This window comes from Faecalicatena contorta (assembly GCF_001404335.1).
In the GTDB taxonomy this organism is placed as follows: domain Bacteria; phylum Bacillota; class Clostridia; order Lachnospirales; family Lachnospiraceae; genus Faecalicatena; species Faecalicatena contortus_B.
Map to the genome: position 1 here is coordinate 1 of NZ_CYZU01000125.1, position 563 is coordinate 563.

General features: G+C 49.0%; 1 pseudogene. It reads right to left on the reverse strand.

What is annotated here, in order from left to right:
- Positions 1 to 563 (reverse strand): annotated as a pseudogene (locus ARB69_RS25570) (hypothetical protein); the annotation flags it as partial.

Here is a 563-nt window from a genome sequence, read left to right on the forward strand (position 1 = left end):
ATAATCGCGGTCTTCTGGTCACCCTGGTTGTCGACAAAAGCAAATCCGGGAGCAATCGGCACGTCATGCTTCAGAATACTTGCAATCGCGTCATGCTTTGTGACATGCTTTGTCTCACCACGCATAACCAGGTTGATAAAGTCTGTATTTCCAGCGTAGTTGAGCTGATAGGACTTCGTGATCTTAATTCCTCTGTCCTCAAACAGTTTTGCAAGCGCTCTGTGTACGATGGTTGCGCCTAACTGGCTCTTCCAGTCGTCACCGATAACCGGGATGCCGGCTTTTTTGCATTTGTCAGCGATAGCCGGTGTGCTGGCGATCAGTTCCGGAATTCCGTTGACAACGCCGCATCCTGCTTCACATGCTGCATCCACGTAGAATCTTGCTGCATCGTGTGAACCTGTAGGAAGGTTGATAAGAATGACATCAACTTTGTAATCTTTGAGTGCCTTAACTACGTCTACCGGCTCCTGAGAGTCATCGATTGTAAAGTAGTCTTTGCCATAGTAGTGCTGCAGATGATCCGGAGCTCCGTCCAGGACTGGTCCTTTTAATACCGGCGC